Genomic DNA, 16,268 nt, shown 5'->3' with positions numbered 1-16,268 from the left:
CTCTGAAGTCAGAGCCTGCTCGTGAGGTTATTGACGCGCCAATCGATTGTTTTCGCTTGGCGTTTTACCCATATTAGTACGGTATGGGTTGATGTCTAGGCCACCACGACGGGTGTAACGTGCATAAACGGTCAAAAGTTCTGGTTGGCAGTACTTAATCAGGTCAGTGAAGATGCGCTCAACACACTGCTCATGGAACTCATTATGGCGGCGGAATGACACAATGTAGCGCAGCAATTTTTCACGGTCGATGCGCTTGCCTTTATAAGCAATGCGTACAGAGCCCCAATCTGGCTGGCTGGTGATCAGGCAGTTAGATTTGAGCAGATTACTGTTCAGGGTTTCAGTCACTACTGGCCCTTCAGCCGCGCCTTCGAGCAGTGATGAATCGAACTCATAGTTGTCGATTTCGATGTCTTGCTCGTCAATGTTCTCGCCACCAAAAGCAATCACTGGGGTATTGGTGAACTCTTCCAGAGGGGAAAGCGTTACGTCCACATCAGCACCCGCACACGCTGATAGGTCTTTCGCCAGCGCGTCTACCACTTCCTGCCAGCTTTCAAACTTGGTCTGGTTAAAGCTGTTCAGATAAAGCTTGAAAGACTTGGATTCAATCAGGTTTGGCGTCGTGGCTGGCAGGCGAACTTCACCAATCGCCACCTGCGGTAGCCCTTTTTTGTTCAGCCAAGACAGTTCGTAGAGCGTCCAGATATCGTACCCGGTAAATGGCAGCGAATCGCCCAAATCAAGGTCATCGCGGTTAAGGCTTCGTGGTACGGGTTGCAGCAGCTCAGGGGCATAGTGCTCCTGATAGTCCGTTTTCTGACCCAACGTCAGGCCAGCAAGTTCTTTTGCATCTTGATATTTGCTCATACGGTTTTGCCACGGATCGATTAGAATGCGCAAAGTTTACTGAATCTTGAGGAATCTTGCTAATGAATCACTCTGTCTCCCGTGCGCTTTGGTCTTTCAGCGAGCGCTTTGTGGACGCCTGGCACAAGAAACACGGTTCTAAGCCACAAAGCGACGCCTATCTTGGCCTGGAATCGCCATGTGTGGTACAGGAAACAGACGAGGTGGTGATTTGGCAACCGGTTCAACGTGAAGAGCTGGCGGATTTCTCTAACGTTGAAGAAGGCATTGGTATTTCGCTGCATGAGGACATTAAGTCGTTTTATGCGGGACAATATTGCGGTGACATGACAGCAAGGTTTGACGGACACTCTCTGGAGCTCATCCAGGTGTGGAGCGAAGAAGACTTACCGCGTCTTCAAGAGAACATGCTGGGCCATCTTCTGATGCAAAAACGCCTTAAACACAACCCGACCATTTTTATTGCGGCGACGGATGATGAACTGGATGTGATTTCGACTTGTAATGTCAGCGGTGAAGTGATCAAGGAGCGTATTGGCACCAAACAGCGAATGGTGCTGGCACCAAACATTGAAGCGTTTCTTGAGCAGTTAGAGCCAGAGGTGTGATAGTCTATGTATGTGGTTGAACTGACGTTTGAGTGCTTCGACGATACAACCATTTCTGCGGTAGACCGCGCAGTAAATGGCCTGATGGATGCCCTTCGCTACAATGGTCAGGTGCTGGGGCGCGAATTTCCGATGGTACTGGGCAATGGGCAATTCCATGTCCGAGCGGTGTGTCCTGAAAAAGACAGCCTGAACCCTAAGAACAATAGCCCACAGGTTAAACAGAAGTTGAACCAACTGGCGGATGCGAGCCTTTTATCACCCAAGGTGAAGGTGTTGGGGCGTGATATTAATTCGGAAGAGAGCGCACCAGAGATTGAGCGCAGCTGGCAGGTGATGTACACCACTTATGTTCATACCTGTTCACCGTTGCGTTGCGGTGAAACCTTACTGCCCATACCGCTTTACCATATTCCTGCGACCTTTAACGGCGATCATAAAGCGGAAGTGAAGTGGCAAACTGAATGGCAAGCGTGTGATGAAATTCAGATGGCTGGGGCGTTCAAAGCCGAACACGCGGCGCTAGCAGAAATCCAGGATGCAGAGAGTCTGCTGTTCCGAAAAGGCTGGGACATTCGCGGACGTATCGAGTATCTGACCAAAGTGCCCACCTATTACTATCAGTACCGAGTTGGCGGGAAGGATGCGGAATCGGAGTTGGCTCGAAAATGCCCGAAATGCGGTGGCGACTGGTTACTTGAGTCACCACTGCACGATGTATTCCACTTCAAATGCGACGATTGTCGGTTGGTATCGAACTTATCCTGGGATTTTCAGTAATCCCACTTTAAGCCAATTAAGGAAGGCGTTGCTCAAGGGCTTCAAGACGTTCTGTCAACGCCTTCACCTGAACTTCTAAATCTTTAATGCGGGCTTCCGCACTGTCATCCTTTTTCACCAGCTCGACTTTTGGCACTGTACCGCTTTTCTTCCAACGCTGAAGCGCGCTGATGATAAGCGGCATAGGCACCGGGCTGGCAAGGCGACTTTTAATTAACGCGACAGTCGGCTCCTTCCCCTCACTCACCAAAGATTGAATGGCTTGCTCAAGCAAAGGGGTAAAATCTGTACTCATTGTCTCTTCCCTAACATCTTTTCAAAATCCGTGGAGAGGGCAATGAATACCGCAACTTCAGTCCTTACGCAATAAAGTATCGAGAGTGTCAATTTGCTCAACCCAATCGGCATCCTGCAACTTTGCCTCTTCGAGAAACTGTTTTTGACTCGCAGACCAAAAAGCAGCTGAGGTTAGATTCTCACCTGATTCTAAATGGTGGTCAGCAATAAAGGAGCTGATAGCTTCTCTATCAGAGGGGAGCCCCAATTGCTGAAACAGGTTTTCAAGATTGTGGTTAAACACTTCCATCAATGTTTCCTCCATCGGCCCAACGACTTCTTAGTGTTTCGAAAGTATAGAAGCTCGTGTTCAATCCAGTCTCAATCGCTTGTGAGAGATCTCTTACAAATCGGTAGGACTATCCTGTTATCTTACGAGGAAATGTCTTTTTTCTTTTTATTAAATGATTTAAAAACAATGAGTTACTATTTGTGTTTTGCTGAGGGACTAATTTTGTGACTGCAGTCTGGCTTGGGTGGGTTGCTTAGGAAACTGTTTCGCGTAATCTTTGCGGTGTCGGAAGGATACTGACACACGGAACAGGAACTAACGCCACGGAACTTGGCAGCTCAGGAAGAGCAGGTGATGCAAGGATTGTATTGCCAGCAAGGAAAGCGGATTAGGGACACGGAAGGAACCGTACAGTAGACAGGAAGTTTGCTGGTCAGGAAGACACTTAGGACAACCCGGGATTGGGGGCTTAAGGAACCACTTCAGGATGAAGTAAAGGACACCCTCAGGACGAGGATGAGAGTCGAGACTGGGACAGCTCGATGGGTCAAGGTAAGACCGAAGGACACCTCCAGGACGGAGAGATAAGGATAACGCTGAAGGAATCAGCCACTGATCAAGGATTGATGCAGGGAGCAAATTTCGTAGCCGGATAGCTGCAAGTAAGACCTTAAGGGCGCGACGAAAGTCGCGCCCGTTCTTTTTTTGGGGATTAACAGCCAGTTCTAGGAAGAGCCAAGAGCTTGGCTCTATATTCCGATACCTCCCAAACCATGCAGTACCCAGTTACCTCTCATCTCATAACGCATTAGGATATTCTCCTCTTTTCTCTACAAACTCGTAAAAATGACTACATGCCGATAACAATTTAGAGATATATACTGCTCTTTCTTGTTTCTGCTTTACAGAACAGTATGTTTATTCCGTGGCGATGACTTACAAGCTTGTGAGAGATCTCTTACAAGTGCGTGGGATTGCGCTGTTTTACCGTGAGATTTTCAGAAAGTTCAATTTTTTAATTCTTTTAAAAACAATAAGATAACGATATCGAATCTAACTCTGTATAAAAGTGTGAGTTTAATCACCTTGGGGTTGGTTGTTTTGGAAATTGGTTCGCGTAATCTTTGCGGTGTCGGAAGGATACTGACACACGGAACAGGAACTAACGCCACGGAACTTGGCAGCTCAGGAAGAGCAGGTGATGCAAGGATTGTATTACCAGCAAGGAATGCGGATTAGGGACACGGAAGGAACCGTACAGTAGACAGGAAGTTTGCTGGTCAGGAAGACACTTAGGACAACCCGGGATTGGGGGCTTAAGGAATCACTTCAGGACGAAGTAAAGGACACCCTCAGGACGAGGATGAGAGTCGAGACTGGGACAGCTCGATGGGTCAAGGTAAGACCGAAGGACACCTCCAGGACGGAGAGATAAGGATAACGCTGAAGGAATCAGCTACTGATCAAGGATTGATGCAGGGAGCAAATTTCGTAGCCGGATAGCTGCAAGTAAGACCTTAAGGGCGCGACGAAAGTCGCGCCCGTTCTTTTTTGTGCGATTGGTATTACTCCTCCAACACCGGATATGCCGGCATATAAATCTCTTTGATTCGCATCCCTTTCATCACGGCATAGCCCTGGTAGCAATCCAGACCATTCACAGAAAACTCAAAGTAGTAGCGGGTTTGAATATCCAATGGGCCTTTTGGCCAACCAAAGGAATGACTGCCCCGCGCAATTGAAATCAACTGCACGTTAGTTTGCTGGCATCGACGGACGATATAGTTTTTCGCCAGTTCACTCTGCCGGCGTTGTTGCCAGAACAAGCTGGCAACGATAGCGATAAGTAATATCCAAAACAGATCAGCAGTCATTTTAAGCCTTCACGGATTGCTGGAGTTGCTTCACGGCATCAAGCAAAGCTGGCGATGCGGAGCCGTGCAGTAAAGCTAACACCTGTGGACGAAGCGCTGGGATCATCACCAGATCAGCGACCATCTGCTGGAAGAAAGCCTGATCTTTTTGATCAGCAACGGCGATAAGAAAGGCGTCTAATAGTGGTTCATTTGATAGTGCTTGCCAACAGCGCCCTGCAATCGCAATCAACATTTCACGGTGACGGAGCGCTTCAGTTGCCAGCATACGTTCAATGACACCGTGCACAACGTCCGGCTTGGCGCCAGCCAATGCCCTAACATGAGCAGTGAGAAGGAACAGGTCTGTTTCGTCACCAGACAGCATGGCCTGAATGTCTTCCTCAAGACGTGCAGCCAGTGAGTCCGGAATATCGCAATGCTCGAGACAGCCCAGTAATGCATATTTGGGTGGCTGCGGCATGTTCGAGAGGGCTTTACGCAAACGGGTAAGGTTGTTGTGCTTGTCCATGCGCGCGCACAGATCGGCAATTCCCTGAAGCCCTACTCCTTGCCACTCCTCCCAGCCAAGCTCACCTGAAGCGTAATGTTGTGCATGGTCATAATACTGGCTGGCAGGCTGGTTCAGCTTAGCGGTGAGGAAAGCATGGAAAATGGCTTTCTTATCATCCTGCGGATTGAAGGTATATGGGTTTGCAGCAAGCTTTTCCTGTTCTTCTTCCGTCGGGGTTTTATCCAGTGTCGCGCCCATGGCTTGCGCCACATATTGGATGAAATCGCCAAGTGCTGCCTGGTTGAGAAGGCCACGTTCATCCAGAGGCATTTTTAAAAACCAGATCCATGGGGCTTGATTCGGTTGCCAGAATGCAATGCCGATTTGCGCATGTTGCTGCGCAGGAAAAGGATAGGGCATGCGGTTTTCTTCAATCGCCACAAAATCTTTGTTACTAATAGGCGTGACGCGTCGGCTGAGATCGAATACCAGAAATTCGCAGTTTGCCTGACTCAATATGGCGTTAAGAGAGAGCGTATTTTCCATGATGACTTCTAATTCGTGTTGCCTTCATTGGCGGAGAGTGAAACAGCGGTGAGTGTACCATTCTCGCGGCTTTGGGCGGCGATGGATTCGTAACAGCGCTTTTCACTGAATGTTGCTGAACGATGGGAGTGTGGATTTCAGATCGCTCGGCATTGATTAGTGATATGCTTGCGCCAGTTTGATATTTCAACCCATTGGACGCAAAAGCGGGTAAAAGAGAGCAATTTCTATGAGCAAACACGAAAAAGTCGGTGCCTTGCTGTTGGCACTCAAAGACACGCTAGAAGTGCATGGTCACTGGCAAAGTGAGCCACCCTCGAGCGAGGCTCTTTCAAGTGTCGAGCCTTTCGCGGTTGATACTTTGGGTTGTGCCGAATGGCTTCAATGGATTTTTATCCCGAAAATGGCGTTCCTGTTACAACACGGCCAACCTTTGCCAGAGTCATTTTCTATTGCTCCTTATGTGGAAGAAGCCATGCGTGGTCAGGAAGGGCATGCAGACATTACCCGTGTTTCGATGGACATTGATGCTCTGTTTATACCGCAATAACCGTTTTTAAGATGCAAACTGAACTAGAAATAACTTATCGCGATGAGTGGCTGATCGCCGTTAACAAGCCTTCAGGTATGTTGGTGCACCGCTCTTGGCTCGACAAAGGCGAAACCCGCTTTGTCATGCAAACGTTGCGAGACCAGATTGGCCAGCATGTTTTTCCACTTCATCGATTGGACCGCCCAACCTCCGGTGTTTTGCTTTTTGCGCTTTCGTCCGAAATGGCTTCACAAATGATGCCAAAGTTCGCCGGGCGCGACATTCACAAAACCTATCATGCGGTTGTTCGTGGCTGGATTAAAGAAGGTGCAACGCTCGATTATCCACTCAAAGAAGAACTGGATAAGGTGGCTGATAAATTCGCGACGGCTGAGCCAGAAGCCAAAGAGGCGGTCACTGAATACCGACCGGTTGCGCATGCGGAGTTACCGATCCCTATGGGGCGCTACCAAAGCTGCCGTTACACGCTGGTGGAAATGAAACCGCATACTGGCCGTAAGCACCAGCTCCGCCGTCACATGCATCACTTGAGTCACCATATCGTGGGCGATGTGAATCATGGAGACGGGCGACACAATCGCCTGTTCCGTCAGGAATTTGAATGTCATCAACTGCTGCTTCATGCGTCACGAACGGAATTTCAGCATCCGGTAACCGGTGAAAACCTGGTGATTGAGGCCAAGGTTGATGAAGTTTGGCGAAGGGTGCTTGAAGGTTTGGGATGGGGCAGAGCGCTCTGAGGAAGAGCAAGTCTCAGGATCCTAGATCCTGAGACCTTTTTTCTAGAGTTTTTCCAGATCGGCTTCGATCTCGGCGATCTTGCTGGCAACCACTTTTTCTAAGTGACGTAGGTCGCGAAGGATTTTCTTCTTGGTATCCTGCTCGCTTTTCTCGTGGCGCACGATTTTATCCAGTTCATCTACGACCAGCGACAAACTGCGGTTGATCTCCGTGACTTCACGGAAGCGGCCGCTGCCACTGTCAACCACCACATTCTTTCTCTGGCGTGGGTATTTGAACTTAACGCTCTTGGCAAACAGCTCGCCTTTGGCTTTGTGAAAGTAGATTTTCAGCGTGTCTGAATTGGCTTCTTGACGCAGGGTGTAACGCTCGATGTTCTCTGGATGTTCGATACCGATGTTTTTCAGATTCTGATACATGTTTTACCCCTTCTATCGTCAGAACAGACTACGGTTCAATCACTTATTGTTCACTTTAGCAGCATCCTTTCTTCAGCCCCAACCATTGTTATGATCAATGTCTGAGACTTGTGGTCGAGATCGCCCAATATGCTGACTGATCGAAATTCTCCAGTTTCATTCACCACTAATTTGCATCATTCAAGGCATCAAATAGTGCTTCTTTCAGCGTTTTCTGAACTTCGTCAGAAAGCGCCTGGCGTTCACCATCAGTCACAATGAAAAAGTCTTCTGCACGCTCACCAATGGTGGTAATTTTTGCCGCTTGCAGAGACACACCTTCGCGGGCGAATACTGCACCTACACGTGCCAAGAGTCCCGGTGTGTCCAGGGCGACCAGTTCAAGGAGTGTGCGACGTCCCGTGCGAGTCGGCAGGAAAGAGACCTGCGTTTTCACATTAAAGGCCATCAACTTACGGGACGCACGTTTGACCGGAATCGTGATCGGCCCATCCTGAGTAAGTGCCAATGTGACACCCTCGCGGATTTTCTCGTGCCGGTCGGGTTGAATCGCTTCGTTATGTGAGTCCAACACCATAAAAGTGTCCAGTGCGAAACCATCTTTACTGGTCATGATTTGTGCGTCGTGGACGCTGAGATTTTTCTTATCAAGCGCGGCGACCACACGGGCAAACAGGCTTGGTCTATCCTGACTGTAAACGAAAATCTCGGTGCCACCACGGGTGGCATTCTTGCTGACCAGTACCAAAGGCTCATCACCTTCGTGGCTCAGAATGTGCTCACTGTGCCAGGCGATTTGCTTGTGGGTGTGGCGCAGGAAGTAATCGGCTTTAAAACGCTGCCAAAGCAGCTCAATTTCCCGTGGCGTGTGACCGTGTTTACGCAGCAGGGCTGACGCCAAATGTTGGTTATGGCGGATACGTTCACGAATATCTGGCGGGTTTTCCAACCCACGACGCAACGCTTTCTGGGTGGAGTAGTAAAGCTCTGCCAGAAGGGTTCGTTTCCAGCTGTTCCAAAGCTCTGGGTTGGTGGCGTTGATATCGGCCACGGTGAGGCAAATCAGGTAGTCGAGGCGTTCTTCATCACGTACTTTCTGCGCGAATTCAGTAATGACTTCCGGATCATAAATATCGCGGCGCTGAGCGGTGACAGACATCAGGAGGTGATTGCCGACCAGCCAGCTGACAAGGTTCGCCTCAGGGCGAGAGAAACCGTGATCGATACAGAAGCTATAGGCTTCTTCTGCGCCAATTTCTGAGTGATCGCCACCGCGGCCTTTGCCGATGTCATGGAAAATCGCTGCCAGTAAGAGAAGCTCCGGTTTCGCCAAGCGAGGGTAAACATCACAACAGATAGGGTGCTTGTCGCGGTTTTCTTCGTAGCTATAGCCATTAATGTGTTTGAGCAGGCGGATAGTGTGCTCGTCCACGGTATAGGCGTGGAAAAGGTCAAACTGCATCTGGCCAACTATTTGGCTCCATTGCGGCAGGTAGGCTGACAACACGCCGTGCTTATGCATCAAAGGGAAAGCTTTGTGCAGCGCATTTGGGTGGCGGGTCAGGGCGATAAATTTCTCTTTCGCTTCTGGCACATCGCACAGGAAGCGGTTCAAACGTCGGCGCGCGGTGCGGAGCTGTCTTAGCGTTGGTGCTGAAATGGATTCAATCGATTTGTCGTTAGCGATGTGCAGGAACATGTCGATGATGGTGTCGGGACGTGCCTGGAACAATGCTGGCTTGCGCGCTTCAATCTGGCGGCCATGACGCTGGAAATCATCGCTCAGCACTTCAATGGTTTTGCTGTCGGGCTCGTTTTCAATCGCCTGTGCAAACAGGCGGATCAGCATTTTGTTGAGCTCAGACACTCTTCCCAGTGTGCGGTAGAAGTCTTTCATCATGAGCTCTATGCCACGGTTTCCTTCGCCTTGGTAACCGAGAGTTTCAGCAACAGAAGGTTGATGGGCGAAGGTGAGGCGGTTGTCATAACGACGAAGTTCAAGGTGCAGGGCAAAACGGATGCGCCACAGCATCGTTTGGCATTCATCTAACTCGCGGAATTCAGCGTCAGTCAGAAAGCCGTATTTACTCATTTCACGTAGGCTGGTGGCACCGAAGTGACGGCGGGCAATCCAACTCAGGGTATGGATATCACGAAGACCGCCCGGACTGGATTTGATGTCTGGTTCCAGGTTGTAGGCCGTGTCATGGTATCGGGCATGACGCTCTTTTTGCTCTTTAACTTTGGCTTTGAAGAATCTTTCGCTGGGCCAAAACTGCTCAGAGTGAATGCGGTTTTTCAATTCATGGAAGATTCGTTCACTGCCGCAAAGCAATCGGGATTCCTGTAAATTGGTGGCGACGGTCAAATCGTCGAGGCCGACATCCATGCACTCAGCGAGGGTACGCACGGAATGACCAACTTCCAGTTTTAAATCCCATAACAGTGTTACGAACTCACTGAGACGCGTTTGGTAGTTTTTATCTATGCCGTTTTCAGAGAGGATCAAAAGGTCGATATCAGAAAGAGGGTGAAGCTCTCTGCGTCCGTAACCGCCTACGGCAATCAGCGAAAGGTTGGGATGATGATGAAATTCGAAATGTTGCCACAGCCTTTCCAGCAAGGCGTCAATGTAATCTGAACGCTGGTAAACCAAATCCGTGACGGGCTTGCGTTCAAGAAAAGCGGCTTTCTGTTGTTCACCGAACAGTGACAGCTGATTTTTAAGCTCAGTAAGATTCAGCTGCTCAGCGGTCAGTTCATTGGGTGAGAGCAAAACGTTGTTCATTGTCATCCTTGATAAAAAAAGTCGGCGCATTGGCCGACTTCTGTTTTTTGAATTATGCGTTGTTCAAAATGCGAGGCAGTTTTTCCTCACTGCGCAGAGTCAGGATTTCACAACCGGTGTCCGTGACCAGAATCGTGTGTTCCCATTGCGCGGATTTCTTGCCATCAACGGTATATACCGTCCAGCCATCATCATCATCCAGCAGAGTGCCAAATTTACCTGCGTTGATCATTGGCTCAATGGTAAAGCACATACCCGCTTTAATGACGGTGCGGTCACTGTTCTTGTAGTGCACCACTTGCGGCTCTTCATGGAATTCAGCACCAATACCGTGACCACAGTAATCTTTCACGATTGAGTAACGCTTTGGACGGTTTTTGATGAACTTTTGGATTTCCGTACCGATGTCACCAATGCGCGCGCCAGGTTTCACTTTTTTCAGGGCTTGGTAGAGGCTTTCCTGTGCGACGTGACACAGTGCTTTGTCTTCCGCTGACACTTCACCTACCAGGAACATTTTTGACGTGTCGCCGTGGTAGCCGTCTTTAATCACTGTGATGTCGATGTTGATGACATCACCATCTTTCAACACGTCAGTTTTACTCGGGATACCGTGACATACAACGTGGTTAATTGATGTACAAATAGACTTTGGAAAGCCGTGGTAGTTGAGCGGTGCTGGGATCGCTTGCTGTGTCTCTGTGATGTATTTGTGGCAAATATCATCTAGCTCTTCAGTCGTCACACCCGCTTTTACGTGCGGTTCGATCATCTCAAGCACTTCTGCCGCAAGGCGACCGGCCTCACGCATTTTTTCGATTTCTTCAGCCGATTTAATAGTGGCGCTCATTGCTTTCTCTCAGTTGGCTCCCTTAACTGAAACAGCAAGGGAGGAATTGACTGCTATTACTACATATTATCAATCGCATCGCCATGTGGGAACCTTACCCGGCGACTCACTGACTTTTTTATGCTGGATTCTAAGGCGCTTTTTATGGTATAAAGCGCGCCGAAATACGCCTTAATGGTTAATCGGGTCTTCCGGTTCTGTTTAGGTGGTTTCGACAAACACTTATTTTTTAACACACACACATATCGGCACATGCTCCGGGGTGCCCTTTGAGGGTCGGATGTATGGGATATGTGGAGGCCTAACCCCAAGAGGAATTAAAATGGCTACTGTTTCAATGCGCGACATGCTGAAAGCTGGTGTTCACTTCGGTCACCAGACTCGTTACTGGAACCCTAAGATGAAGCCGTTCATCTTCGGTGCACGTAACAAGGTTCACATCATTAACCTAGAAAAAACTGTACCAATGTTCAACGACGTACTGGCTGAGCTGACCAAAGTTGGTGAGCGTAAGGGTAAAGTACTGTTCGTTGGTACTAAGCGTGCCGCTAGCGAATCTGTTAAAGCAGCAGCAGAAAGCTGTGATCAGTACTACGTGAACAACCGTTGGTTGGGCGGTATGCTGACTAACTGGAAAACTGTTCGCCAGTCAATCAAACGTCTGAAAGATCTGGAAACTCAGTCAACTGACGGTACTTTCGAGAAGCTGACTAAGAAAGAAGCTCTGATGCGCACCCGTGAAATGGAGAAACTTGAGAAGTCTCTGGGCGGTATCAAAAACATGGGCGGTCTGCCAGACGCACTGTTCGTAATCGACGCTGATCACGAGCACATTGCTATTAAAGAAGCAAACAACCTGGGTATCCCAGTGTACGCGGTAGTTGATACCAACTCTGACCCAGACGGCGTTGACTTCGTTATCCCAGGTAACGACGACGCGATTCGCGCAGTTCAACTGTACCTGAACGCTGCAGCTCAGTCATACACTGAAGGCCGTAGCCAGGACATCGTAGCTCAAGCAGAAGACGAGCTGGTTGAAGTCGCTGAATAAGACACTTGCTCCTTGTGAGCGTTCTTAGCCATCAGACTGTCACAGACAGCACTGTAAGCTAAGTAGGTTAGCAGGGGCCAACTATGGGCCCCTGATTTTTACCCAAATAGTTTCGAATCGAGGAATGAACAATGGCTGTTACCGCTGCCCTGGTAAAAGAACTGCGCGAACGCACTGGCGCAGGCATGATGGAATGTAAAAAAGCGCTGGTAGAAACTAACGGCGACATCGAGCTGGCGATTGAAAACATGCGTAAGTCAGGCGCTGCTAAAGCTGCTAAGAAAGCAGGTAACGTAGCTGCTGAAGGCGCAATCATCATCAAAGAAGTTGATGGTGTTTCTGCTCTGGTTGAAGTTAACTGTCAGACTGACTTCGTTGCTAAAGACGGCAACTTCACTGCTTTCGCAAACGCAGTTGCTGATGAAGCAGCGGCAACCAAAGCGACTGTAGAAGAGCTGCAAGCGAAATTCGAAGATGACCGCGTAGCGCTGGTTGCTAAAATCGGTGAAAACATCTCTATCCGTCGCGTAGCTTACGTTGAAGGTTCAGCGATGGCTTCTTACCGTCACGGCGAGCGCATCGGTGTTGTTGTTGCTGGTGAAGGCGACGCAGAAACTCTGAAGCACATCGCAATGCACGTTGCTGCATCACGTCCAGAGTACGTAACTCCTGACGACGTACCAGCTGACGTAGTCGCTAAAGAGCGCGAAGTTCAAGTAGAAATCGCGATGAACGAAGGCAAGCCTAAAGAAATCGCAGAGAAAATGGTTGAAGGCCGCATGAAGAAATTCACCGGCGAAGTTTCTCTGACTGGTCAACCTTTCATCATGGAGCCTAAGAAATCTGTAGGTGACATCCTGAAAGAGAAAGGCGCTTCTGTTTCTACTTTCATCCGCCTGGAAGTGGGTGAAGGTATCGAGAAAGCAGCTGGCATGAGCTTCGCAGAAGAAGTTGCAGCCGCTCAGAAAGGTTAATTCCTCTTTGAGACCCAAAAGACCGCAGAACCCTGCGGTCTTTTCACAATCCCATCCGTAGAAGTTAGTGCCTAAAGGTAGTGAGAATGACTACAAACCCAAAACCAGCTTATCAACGAATTTTGCTTAAATTGAGTGGCGAAGCGCTGCAAGGTAAAGAAGGCTTCGGTATCGATCCGGCTGTGCTTGACCGCATGGCACAAGAAATCAAAGAACTGGTTGAACTTGGAGTACAAGTTGGCTTGGTTATCGGTGGTGGTAACCTATTCCGTGGTGCAGGCCTTGCAGAAGCGGGTATGAACCGGGTTGTGGGCGACCACATGGGTATGTTGGCGACTGTAATGAACGGTCTGGCTATGCGTGATGCACTGCACCGTGCCTATGTGAACGCGCGGGTTATGTCTGCTATCCCTCTGAACGGTGTGTGTGACAGCTACAACTGGGCGGAAGCTATCAGTCAACTGCGCAACGGCCGTGTGGTAATTTTCTCTGCAGGTACAGGCAACCCATTCTTCACCACAGATTCAGCAGCATGTCTGCGCGGCATTGAAATCGAATCTGATGTTGTGATTAAAGCCACCAAGGTTGATGGCGTTTACACTGACGACCCAGCGAAAAACCCGGATGCAGAACTTTACAGCCACCTGGCTTACCAGGACGTGCTGGAAAAAGAATTGAAAGTGATGGACCTTGCTGCCTTTACTCTGGCTCGCGATCACAAGATGCCGATTCGTGTTTTCAACATGAATAAGCCAGGTGCACTGCGCCGAGTTGTGATGGGTGAGCAAGAAGGCACACTAATTAATAACGGTTAATCAATTTTAGTGGCATAATCTCCGTCGTTAGAAAAAAGAATCTTCAAGGATATTCTCGTGATCAATGAAATTAACGCAGATGCGAAAGAGCGCATGCAGAAAAGCGTTGAAGCGCTGAAGAACACTCTATCTAAAATCCGCACTGGTCGTGCGCATCCAGCACTGCTTGATGGCCTGTCTGTCGATTACTATGGCTCTGCAACTCCGCTGAAGCAATTGGCTTCAATCGTTGCAGAAGATGCACGTACTCTGGCTATCACTGTATTCGATAAGTCTGTGACGCAAGCTATCGAAAAAGCGATCATGACTTCAGATCTGGGTCTGAACCCAATGTCTGCGGGTACCGTTATCCGCGTTCCATTGCCACCGTTGACCGAAGAGCGTCGTCGCGATTTGGTTAAGATTGTTCGTGGTGAAGCTGAAGGTGGCCGAGTTGCTGTTCGTAACATCCGCCGTGACGCCAACAGCGATCTGAAAGGTTTGCTGAAAGAGAAAGAAATTTCTGAAGACGAAGAGCGTCGTGGTCAGGACGATATCCAAAAACTGACTGACGCGGCTGTTAAAGAAATTGACACAATTCTTGAAGCCAAAGAAAAAGAGTTGATGGAAGTTTAATTCCGGCTACACTCTGATTCCATTGCCGAAGCGCCGTGCTAGCAGTACAGCGCTTTTTATTTGCGAAGGATAATGATGAGCTCCCAATCTTTCCATCAAGAAATCGATCCCAGCCTACTTCCCAAACACATCGCCGTCATCATGGACGGAAATGGCCGTTGGGCCAAAGCGCGTGGCAAAGCGCGTATGTTTGGCCACAAAGCCGGTGTTGACGCCGTTCGAAAAACTGTTTCAGCTGCTAATCGTCTTGGTATTCAGGTTTTAACCCTGTTTGCATTCAGCAGTGAAAACTGGCGTCGTCCAGAGGAAGAAGTCAGCCTGTTGATGGAGCTTTTTGTCACTGTGCTGGGACGTGAAGTGAAACGTCTTCACAAAAATGGTGTAAAGCTCAAGGTAATTGGCGATACCACGCGCTTTAGCCAGTCGTTACAAGATAAAATTGCCGCGGCGGAAGCTTTAACGGCCAACAATACCGGATTGGTATTGAACGTGGCTGCCAACTATGGCGGTCAGTGGGATATTATGCAGGCTGTCAAAAAGCTTGCGGCTCAGGTAGAGCGTGGCGAAATTCCTGCAGAGCAACTCACTGAAGGTGATCTTCAGGTGCACCTGTCTTGTTCTGGTCTACCAGACGTAGATTTGATGATACGCACCAGCGGCGAATGCCGCATTAGCAACTTTATGCTGTGGCAAGCGGCCTATGCAGAGTTGTATTTCACCGAACAATTCTGGCCTGATTTCGACGAGACAAGTCTCACCGATGCTATTGCTTGGTTTATCAACCGTGAACGCCGATTTGGGTGTACCGGTGAGCAGATCAAGGCCATGTTACAAGTAGAAAAATAGAGGGTTTCGTTTGCTGAAACAACGTGTCTTAACGGCACTGGTACTGGCACCGCTTGTTATCGCCGGTATTTTCTTTTTGCCGTTACAACTTTTCGTGATTGCTGTGGCAGGTGTCACTTTACTTGGCCACTGGGAGTGGACCAAGTTTGTGGCTGCCTCGTCCCGTTTTAGCGCATTTGTTTTCCCTGCAATCATTCTTGTCGGTTCACTGTTTGCGTTACCTGTGACTCAAGATGGCCTTCAACTCGCCACTACAAGTGGCAGTGTGTTGGCGATTGCTGGTGCATTATGGTGGCTGGCTGCTACTGTGATGGTGCTGCGCTATCCAAGAGGGACTAGCTGGTGGGGTGATAGCAACGCAGTGCAGCAAGGATTTGGCGTACTGACGCTGCTTCCATTCCTTTGGAGCGTTATTCTTCTCCGTGCCTACCACTTCGATGTTTCCCCTTACCTTGGCGCGAAGATGGTGCTTTTGGTTTGTTTGTTGGTTTGGTCTGCTGATACTGGTGCGTATTTTGCGGGTAAGACCTTCGGTAAGCGCAAAATGGCACCTTCAGTGAGCCCAAATAAAACGGTTGAAGGTCTGATTGGCGGGTTGATTGCAGCCGTTGCTGTCACCTTGACCGCTGCCCAGTATTTCTCTATTCCTTTCTCCTCTCTTGCTATGTTAGGTCTTGTTGCTTTGATCACTTCCTTCGCTTCAGTTTTGGGCGATCTTGCGGAAAGCATGTTTAAGCGTGTCGCGGGTGTGAAAGACAGTGGCAGCATTTTGCCTGGACATGGCGGTATACTGGATAGAATAGATAGCCTGACGGCCGCATTCCCAGTTTTCACCGTATTGTATTTCTGGCTTGCGTAACTCTCTCACCGGCGT

The 16,268-nt window shown here is 49.1% G+C and carries 18 protein-coding genes; 10 read left to right on the top strand and 8 right to left on the bottom strand.

Annotated elements, in window-relative coordinates; translation table 11 throughout:
* Nucleotides 1–27 precede the first annotated feature (27 nt).
* On the bottom strand, nucleotides 28–873 hold the full coding sequence (gene queF / locus QL223_RS22555; protein WP_281546030.1) for an NADPH-dependent 7-cyano-7-deazaguanine reductase QueF: 846 nt from the start codon (nucleotides 871–873) through the stop codon (nucleotides 28–30).
* A 62-nt stretch (nucleotides 874–935) separates the two neighbouring features.
* On the opposite strand from queF, the gene syd reads away from it, so the two are divergent.
* Nucleotides 936–1,481 (top strand): SecY-interacting protein, encoded by a 546-nt coding sequence (gene syd / locus QL223_RS22550; protein ID WP_281546029.1) that lies wholly within the window; start codon nucleotides 936–938, stop codon nucleotides 1,479–1,481.
* Between the two features lie 6 nt (nucleotides 1,482–1,487).
* Nucleotides 1,488–2,261 carry a Zn-ribbon-containing protein gene (locus QL223_RS22545; RefSeq protein WP_281546028.1) on the top strand — a complete coding sequence of 258 codons (774 nt, stop codon included), beginning with the start codon at nucleotides 1,488–1,490 and terminating at the stop codon, nucleotides 2,259–2,261.
* Nucleotides 2,262–2,277: 16 nt separating this feature from the next.
* Here the strand turns inward: QL223_RS22545 and QL223_RS22540 are convergent, their stop codons facing one another.
* From QL223_RS22540 to QL223_RS22525, 4 genes are all read right to left on the bottom strand, one after another.
* Nucleotides 2,278–2,556, bottom strand: a complete 279-nt coding sequence (locus tag QL223_RS22540) for a hypothetical protein (protein ID WP_281546027.1) — start codon at nucleotides 2,554–2,556, stop codon at nucleotides 2,278–2,280.
* A gap of 57 nt (nucleotides 2,557–2,613) precedes the next feature.
* On the bottom strand, nucleotides 2,614–2,847 hold the full coding sequence (locus QL223_RS22535) for a DUF2789 family protein (RefSeq protein WP_165017678.1): 234 nt from the start codon (nucleotides 2,845–2,847) through the stop codon (nucleotides 2,614–2,616).
* A gap of 1,547 nt (nucleotides 2,848–4,394) precedes the next feature.
* Nucleotides 4,395–4,703 (bottom strand): DUF3301 domain-containing protein, encoded by a 309-nt coding sequence (locus QL223_RS22530; RefSeq protein ID WP_002536363.1) that lies wholly within the window; start codon nucleotides 4,701–4,703, stop codon nucleotides 4,395–4,397.
* A 1-nt stretch (nucleotide 4,704) separates the two neighbouring features.
* Nucleotides 4,705–5,742: a DUF3549 family protein gene (locus QL223_RS22525; RefSeq protein WP_002536365.1), complete on the bottom strand. Its 1,038-nt coding sequence runs from the start codon at nucleotides 5,740–5,742 to the stop codon at nucleotides 4,705–4,707.
* A 229-nt stretch (nucleotides 5,743–5,971) separates the two neighbouring features.
* Here QL223_RS22525 and QL223_RS22520 point away from each other — a divergent pair, with 229 nt between their 5' ends.
* The gene (locus tag QL223_RS22520; protein ID WP_281546026.1) at nucleotides 5,972–6,292 is read left to right on the top strand and encodes a YqcC family protein; all 321 of its coding nucleotides are present in this window, start codon (nucleotides 5,972–5,974) and stop codon (nucleotides 6,290–6,292) included.
* 11 nt (nucleotides 6,293–6,303) lie between these two features.
* A complete protein-coding gene (truC, locus tag QL223_RS22515; RefSeq protein ID WP_281546025.1) occupies nucleotides 6,304–7,035 on the top strand; it encodes a tRNA pseudouridine(65) synthase TruC in 732 nt (243 codons plus the stop codon).
* Nucleotides 7,036–7,077: 42 nt separating this feature from the next.
* Here the strand turns inward: truC and QL223_RS22510 are convergent, their stop codons facing one another.
* The 3 genes from QL223_RS22510 to map all read right to left on the bottom strand — a co-directional run bounded on the left by QL223_RS22510 (nucleotide 7,078) and on the right by map (nucleotide 11,093).
* Complete coding sequence (locus QL223_RS22510) at nucleotides 7,078–7,455, bottom strand: DUF3461 family protein (protein ID WP_002536371.1); 378 nt, start codon at nucleotides 7,453–7,455, stop codon at nucleotides 7,078–7,080.
* Between the two features lie 166 nt (nucleotides 7,456–7,621).
* The gene (glnD, locus tag QL223_RS22505; protein WP_002536373.1) at nucleotides 7,622–10,243 is read right to left on the bottom strand and encodes a bifunctional uridylyltransferase/uridylyl-removing protein GlnD; all 2,622 of its coding nucleotides are present in this window, start codon (nucleotides 10,241–10,243) and stop codon (nucleotides 7,622–7,624) included.
* Nucleotides 10,244–10,295: 52 nt separating this feature from the next.
* On the bottom strand, nucleotides 10,296–11,093 hold the full coding sequence (gene map, locus QL223_RS22500) for a type I methionyl aminopeptidase (RefSeq protein ID WP_002536375.1): 798 nt from the start codon (nucleotides 11,091–11,093) through the stop codon (nucleotides 10,296–10,298).
* A gap of 322 nt (nucleotides 11,094–11,415) precedes the next feature.
* Between map and rpsB the strand changes: the two genes are divergently transcribed.
* The 6 genes from rpsB to QL223_RS22470 all read left to right on the top strand — a co-directional run bounded on the left by rpsB (nucleotide 11,416) and on the right by QL223_RS22470 (nucleotide 16,253).
* Nucleotides 11,416–12,144: a 30S ribosomal protein S2 gene (gene rpsB / locus QL223_RS22495; RefSeq protein WP_002536376.1), complete on the top strand. Its 729-nt coding sequence runs from the start codon at nucleotides 11,416–11,418 to the stop codon at nucleotides 12,142–12,144.
* A gap of 131 nt (nucleotides 12,145–12,275) precedes the next feature.
* Nucleotides 12,276–13,118, top strand: coding sequence for a translation elongation factor Ts (gene tsf, locus QL223_RS22490; protein ID WP_002536377.1), 843 nt, complete (start codon nucleotides 12,276–12,278; stop codon nucleotides 13,116–13,118).
* A gap of 86 nt (nucleotides 13,119–13,204) precedes the next feature.
* The gene (gene pyrH, locus QL223_RS22485) at nucleotides 13,205–13,933 is read left to right on the top strand and encodes a UMP kinase (RefSeq protein ID WP_002536378.1); all 729 of its coding nucleotides are present in this window, start codon (nucleotides 13,205–13,207) and stop codon (nucleotides 13,931–13,933) included.
* Nucleotides 13,934–13,990: 57 nt separating this feature from the next.
* Nucleotides 13,991–14,548: a ribosome recycling factor gene (gene frr, locus QL223_RS22480; protein ID WP_002536380.1), complete on the top strand. Its 558-nt coding sequence runs from the start codon at nucleotides 13,991–13,993 to the stop codon at nucleotides 14,546–14,548.
* 75 nt (nucleotides 14,549–14,623) lie between these two features.
* A complete protein-coding gene (locus tag QL223_RS22475; RefSeq protein WP_002536381.1) occupies nucleotides 14,624–15,394 on the top strand; it encodes an isoprenyl transferase in 771 nt (256 codons plus the stop codon).
* Between the two features lie 10 nt (nucleotides 15,395–15,404).
* Entirely contained in the window at nucleotides 15,405–16,253 is an 849-nt protein-coding gene (locus QL223_RS22470) for a phosphatidate cytidylyltransferase (RefSeq protein ID WP_281546024.1), read from the top strand.
* Nucleotides 16,254–16,268: the final 15 nt, after the last annotated feature.

This window comes from Grimontia sp. SpTr1, from assembly GCF_947387585.1.
Lineage (GTDB): Bacteria > Pseudomonadota > Gammaproteobacteria > Enterobacterales > Vibrionaceae > Enterovibrio > Enterovibrio indicus.
Note: the sequence above shows the minus strand (reverse complement) of the source record. Positions and strands in the feature narration are given on the sequence as shown.